The 6000-nt window shown below is 62.2% G+C and carries 5 protein-coding genes; 2 read left to right on the top strand and 3 right to left on the bottom strand.

Going from position 1 to position 6000, the window contains the following annotated elements:
- Positions 1–113: 113 nt before the first annotated feature.
- Complete coding sequence (locus A7X77_RS22990; RefSeq protein ID WP_064685140.1) at positions 114–1040, top strand: SMP-30/gluconolactonase/LRE family protein; 927 nt, start codon at positions 114–116, stop codon at positions 1038–1040.
- Positions 1041–1293: 253 nt separating this feature from the next.
- Here A7X77_RS22990 and A7X77_RS22995 read toward each other — a convergent pair whose 3' ends face one another.
- Together A7X77_RS22995 and A7X77_RS23000 are read right to left on the bottom strand one after the other, a co-directional pair.
- A complete protein-coding gene (locus A7X77_RS22995; RefSeq protein ID WP_064685141.1) occupies positions 1294–3381 on the bottom strand; it encodes a vWA domain-containing protein in 2088 nt (695 codons plus the stop codon).
- Positions 3378–3902 (bottom strand): RNA polymerase sigma factor, encoded by a 525-nt coding sequence (locus A7X77_RS23000; RefSeq protein WP_064685142.1) that lies wholly within the window; start codon positions 3900–3902, stop codon positions 3378–3380. The genes A7X77_RS22995 and A7X77_RS23000 overlap by 4 nt, the downstream gene beginning before the upstream one ends.
- Positions 3903–4145: 243 nt before the next feature.
- Here A7X77_RS23000 and A7X77_RS23005 point away from each other — a divergent pair, with 243 nt between their 5' ends.
- The gene (locus A7X77_RS23005) at positions 4146–5057 is read left to right on the top strand and encodes an alpha/beta hydrolase (RefSeq protein ID WP_064685143.1); all 912 of its coding nucleotides are present in this window, start codon (positions 4146–4148) and stop codon (positions 5055–5057) included.
- A gap of 3 nt (positions 5058–5060) precedes the next feature.
- On the opposite strand, the gene A7X77_RS23010 is transcribed toward A7X77_RS23005, so the two are convergent.
- A partial coding sequence (locus tag A7X77_RS23010) for a CocE/NonD family hydrolase C-terminal non-catalytic domain-containing protein (protein WP_280950348.1) occupies positions 5061–6000 on the bottom strand: 940 nt, incomplete at its 5' end.

Here is a 6000-nt window from a genome sequence, read left to right on the forward strand (position 1 = left end):
CGCACAATCGATATTATTGCAGGGCTGCTGCGTTCCACAGTTCGTCGATCTCTGTACGAAGGGCGAAAAACAGGGCAAGATGATATCGATAACAATCTGAAGTGAGGGACAACATGTTCGGAGAAATCGAGGGTACAGGGTTCGAAGTGCTTGACCCACGCTTTGAAAGCTGTTTCGTCGGCCATGCACGCGTCGAGCGGCTTTGGACGGGCGGCCGCTGGCTGGAAGGGCCGGCGTGGTTTGCCGCCGGGCGTTATCTGGTCTTCTCGGATATTCCCAACAATCGCATGATGCGCTACGACGATACCAGCGGGCAGACGTCGGTCTTCCGCTCGCCCAGCAACAATTCCAACGGCAACACGGTCGACAATCAGGGCCGGCTGATCACCTGCGAGCATTTGACGCGCCGTGTCACGCGAACGGATTTCGACGGCGGGATTACCGTGTTGGCCGATCGCATTGCCGGCAAACGGCTCAACTCGCCCAACGACGTCACCGTGAAATCCGATGGCACCGTCTGGTTCACCGACCCGAGCTACGGCATCCTGCACGACTATGAGGGCGACTACGGCGAAGAGGAAATCGGCGGATGCCATGTCTACCGGCATGATCCGGCAACAGGTACGACCGATCGCATGACCTCGGATTTCGCCAAGCCGAACGGGCTGGCCTTTTCTCCCGACGAAACAGTGCTTTATGTCGCCGACACCGGCGGGACCCATCTGCGTGGCGGCCCGCGTCATATAAGAAAACTTGCCGTGTCCGATGATGGAGAGCTGACCGATCGCGGCATTTTCGCCGAATGCACCGCAGGCTTTTTCGACGGCTTTCGCGTCGACCGGAAAGGAAGGATCTGGACCAGCGTCGGCGACGGTGTGCACGCTTACGACCCGGACGGCACGCTGATCGGCAAGATCCATATTCCCGAGATCGTCTCCAATGTCGCTTTCGGTGGCGAGAAACGAAACCGCCTCTTCATCACCGCAACCACGTCGCTCTACGCCGTGTATCTCACGGCCAACGGCTCAAGACTGGGATAATCGCCGAGCCGCCTCTCAGGCGGCCCCGGTTTGTTGACAAACTCACCTCCGTCATGCGCAGCCTTGTGCCGAGCATCTGACCACAATAATTGCTTGACGGGAAAACGATTATTTTCAGCGACTTAATTGGGCCGGCATAGATCCTCGACACAAGGCCGAGGATGACGTCGCGGGTTTTGCAGTGGTTTGCCGGTAAGCCTGAGGCCACCTTTTCAGGCGGCCTGCCTTTTATCAGCGCACGGGCGCTTCTTCCCTATTGCTGGCTGAGGCCGTCAGCCAACCGGATGAGCCCGAGAAAATCCGATCTGTAGCCGAAGGGGTCTGCGCCCCGCGATGCCGCAGCGAGATCGCCGATCGCCTGATAGGAATAGGCATGGAGGGCACTGGTGCGGCTCAGTTTCTGGCCGAAGGCGGCGACGGCCACCGAGAAGCGGACATCCTGCGGAGCGGCGTCGACGGTGGCAACCGTATTGCGGTCGTCGACCGGCGTGGTGATGAGGGCGCTCTTGTCCTCGCCCGGCCGCTTGTAGCGCATCTTGACGAAGGCAAGCTCGCCCTGATGCGCGCTGCCCGATGTCTCGGCCGATGCCTTGCTGGGCACGCCGTAACGCAGGTCGTCATTCATGACCGCGGGACTTCCCTTGGGCGTGATCTCGTAGATCGCGGTGACGCTGTGGCCGGAGCCGATATCGCCGGCATCGACGCGGTCATTGTTGAAATCCTCGCGTTTGAGGGCGCGGGTCTCGTAGCCGATCAGCCGGTATTCGGCGATGCGTTCCGGGTTGAATTCAACCTGGAATTTGACGTCCTTGGCGATCGGAAACAGCATCGATCCCGCTTCTTCGACCAGCGTTTTCTGCGCCTCCGCCAGCGTGTCGATATAGGCGGCGCTGCCATTGCCGTTCTGCGCCAGCGTCTGCATCAGGGAATCGTTGAGATTGCCGCGGCCGAAGCCGAGAACGGTGAGGAAGATGCCGTCCTTGCGCTTCTCCTCGATGATCCGTTTCAGATCCTCGTCGCTCGATGGGCCGACATTAAAGTCGCCGTCCGTCGCCAGTATCACCCGGTTGACGCCGTCCTTGACGAAAGCCTTTTGGGCCAGGTCGTAGGCCGCCTCGATGCCCTCGGCACCGCCGGTCGAGCCTCCCGCCTCCAGCCTGTCGATCGCAGAGAGGATCTTCGACTTCTCCGACACTCGCGTCGGCTCGAGCACCGTGCCGGCATTGCCGGCATAGGTGACGATTGAGACGGTATCGTCTGGCTTCAGCCGGTTGACCAATAGACGGAAGGCGCTCTTCAGCAGCGGCAGCTTGTCCGGCTCGTCCATCGAGCCCGATACGTCGATCAGGAAGACGAGATTGGCGTGCGGCGCGGTCGCCGGCGCGATGTCATAACCCTTGATCGCCACATGCATCAGTTCCGTGTCGTGGTTCCACGGCGTCGGCATCACGGTCACTGTCGCCTTGAAGGGCTGGTCGGCATTATCGGGACGCGGCCAGTCATAGGGGAAATAATTGATCATCTCCTCGACGCGCACCGATTGCGGATCGGGCATCGCCCCGCCCGTCAGTGACCTGCGGACGAAGGAATAGGAGGCTGTGTCGACATCGGCAGAGAAGGTCGAGACCGGATCGGCCGCGACACTCTTGATCGGATTTGCCGTCGCATTGGCAAAGCGCTCGCGGCTGGGATCGAGCTGGACCTGGGCACGTCCATCCGCCGGCGGCACAGGCGAGGGGGCGACGGCCATCGGCTCGGCCAACTGCTGCTGGGGGGCGGCGGCACCTGACGCAACGGAGCTGTTGGCCTCTCTACGCCTCGGCAGGAGGCCAGCAATCTCGTCAGGGCTGAAATCAGATATCCGTGTCCCGTGGGGTTTCGCCGCGGACTGCTGCTCCTGATCCTGAGCGATTCGAGCGCTGTCGGCCGCCGCGGATTGAGGCAGCCGGCTCTCTTCGGTCACCGCTTCGGAAAGCGCGGGCGAGACCGGCCGGCCAGTCGGTATCGGCGTTTCCTTTTTCGAAACGGTGCCGGCGATCCTTTCCTTCTCGACGATCGGTTGGTTGCGCGTCAGCTCGAGGGTGAGATAGCCGGCGGCGGGAACGACGAGCAGCGTCGCAAGGGCTGAACCGGCGAGGAATTTCTTATTCACGGCAGGGCTCCATATCCAGTTGATGATGGAGCTTGGACGCCGGCCTTTCGCATTTCCTTGGGCTGCCGCTGCATTATTTTCTGCGCCGTCGAAGGCCTGCATCGCCGCGGCAAGGGCGCGTGCACGCGCCTGCGGATCGGCTGCCGGCGGTGCGAGGTGGGAGAGCTTTTCGAGTTCCTTGTCCATCATACCTCTTCCTTGCCGAGCATGGCCTTCAGCCTCTTGCGCGCCTCGTGGACCTGCCAGGACACGGTCGCCTCCGAGCAGCCCATGACATCGGCGGCCGCCGAATGGCTGAGGCCTTCGCCATAGACGAGCAGCACTGCGTCGCATTGCCGTTCCGGCAAAGCGCGCACGGCCGCCCATAATTCGCTTGATAGCTCGTCGTCGTTTCCGCCCGGCGCACCCTGCTGCGGTTCGGCCGCGTAAGCGCGGAATGTCTGCTCTTCCCGCGCAAGCTTGCGTTTATGGTCGCGGGCGGCGTTAAGCGTCAGCGTGTAGAGCCAGGTCCTGAAGCGGCTGGCGCCGCGAAAGCCGCGGATGGCCGCACCGAGCTTAACGCAAACCTCCTGGGCGATATCGTCGGCGTCGGTGGAACTGCCTGACCATCGCCATGCCGTCGCGTGGACGAAATCATAATGTCGCGAGACCAGTTGCCCGAAGGCCTCTCGGTCACCCCCCTGCGCTCGTTCTATGAGCTCCGCATCCAATGCGCACCTACCCCCAAACTATCAAGCAAGATGCTATTTCGGGATTGAGACGTTTCTCCGATGACTTTCCTTGGGTCGACGCCAAAAAAATTTTTGCGAATTTTGAATTGGACTCAAAATAATCGAGCGCCGCGACATAAACGGGTCGCTGCCGGACAGATCGGCTCCATCGCAAAGGCGCAAGATGACGGCAAAGTCGGCCAGGGACATGGATCTGCATGTTCCAAATCGAAAGGACCCTCAATGTCCGCTCCAACGCCTGTCCCCACCGAAAAGGGCATCCTGCAATTTCTCGCAATTTGCGATGCTTTTTATCCGCCGGATGCGATTGAGGCATCGGTCGAACAGCAGCGGCATTGGTACGATGCCCTTTGCGCGCGCTTCGACCGCCCGCTGCCCCCGGATATGATCTTTGCGGACGGCATGGTCCAGCGTATCCCGATCCGACGCTACCGTCCTCGCAAGATCACCACGCGGACTGTTCTGCTCTACCTCCACGGCGGCGGTTTCGTCGTCGGTTCGCTCGAGAGCCATCATGCCATCTGCGCCGAGATCGCCGATTTCGCCGGCGCGGAACTGGTTTCCGTCGATTACCGGCTGGCCCCCGAATATCGCTGGCCAGCCCAGACGGATGACGGCTTCGCGGTGCTCAAACATCTGCTTGCCGCCGGCAGTAAGGTCGTCCTGATCGGCGACAGCGCCGGCGGCAATCTCGCGGCGGGCCTTGCATTGCGGGCGCGCGACGAAGAGCTATCCGGTGTCGTCGGCCAGGTGCTGATCTACCCCGCGCTCGGCGGTGACCTGATGGCCGGCTCCTATGTCGACATGGCCGCGGCACCCGGCCTGACGACGGCTGACGTCGCCTATTATCGCGAGGTCCTGCAGGCGCCTGATGGAAATGCAATCGCCGAGCCGCTGCGGGCATCGTCCGTTGCCGGGCTGCCGCCGGCCTTCATCACCGTCGCGCATTTCGATCCGCTGCGCGATGACGGCCGGCAATATGCCGCCCGGCTGGCTGCGGAGGGCATCGAGGTCTGGTTCCGGGAGGAGCCGCAGATGGTGCATGCCTGGCTGCGCGCCCGCCACATGAGCGATGGCGCCAAGGACGGCTTTCGCGCGACCTGCGAGGCCGTCCGGCATTTTGCGACCGCCTGACGATCACATCAGGTCGCGGGCGATCTTCTTTTCGGCGAAGACTTTTTCGAAGATCTGCACGTCATCCTCGAAAGCCGTGACGATGGCGCTGATGATCCAATCGGTCGCGGTGCAGGCAATCCGTGCAGTCGCGACGGTGCGGACGAACCAGCCGGGACGGCGCATGTCGCAGGTCCAGGTCGAAATCCCCGTCATCGACAGCGGATCATCGGGCGAGATCGACCAGACTTCCTCCCGCAACTGCCGGGTCGACAGGCCGGTCTCACGATGTTCGTAGAGCCCCGTATCCTCATGAATGCGGTATTTCGTGCGGTTCGACGAAAGGTCACGAACGACCTGTCGTTTGGTCGCGGCGGCGGCATGCTCGATATATTTCGGCAAAGGATCGGGATTGGCCGGCTCGTCGATTTCGATGCTCCTGTGTTCGCCAAGCATCGGCAGCCCAAGACCAAGAGAGGCGATATCGATATCGATCCCTCCGTCTTCCGGCGGCGGCAGGATCATCGGCCAATAGGCGGTGGAAAGCGAAAGTCGGATGCGGTGGCCCTTGCGGAAGCGATAACCGCAGGCATCGAGCACAAGCCGGAGCGACACCGTCTCGCCCGCGGTCAGTGGTTCCGGATCAGCGTTGCCCTCGCGGTGGGTCAGGTTAACGACGCCGAAGGCGACCCGCGTCGCCGTGCCGTCGGGATGAACATCAACGAGCCGGGCGCAGAGATTGCCGCTCGTCGCCCTGGAGCGCAGCGCAAGCGTCAGCACCGGCCGGCCGAGATAGTCGTGGTCCCGCGCCAGCGGCATCGTATCGAAGACCAGCGCGCCGGCATCGTCGAGGCGCTGATCGATCGCCAGCTCCGCATCCGGCTTCAGCGTGAACCATTCGCCCGAGGCGGTGCCCGTGTCGAGCGGCGAGCGCAGATAGACGGGATGCTCCGGCGCATGCGGG

This window comes from Rhizobium bangladeshense (assembly GCF_001662075.1).
GTDB classification, from domain to species: Bacteria; Pseudomonadota; Alphaproteobacteria; order Rhizobiales; family Rhizobiaceae; genus Rhizobium; species Rhizobium bangladeshense_B.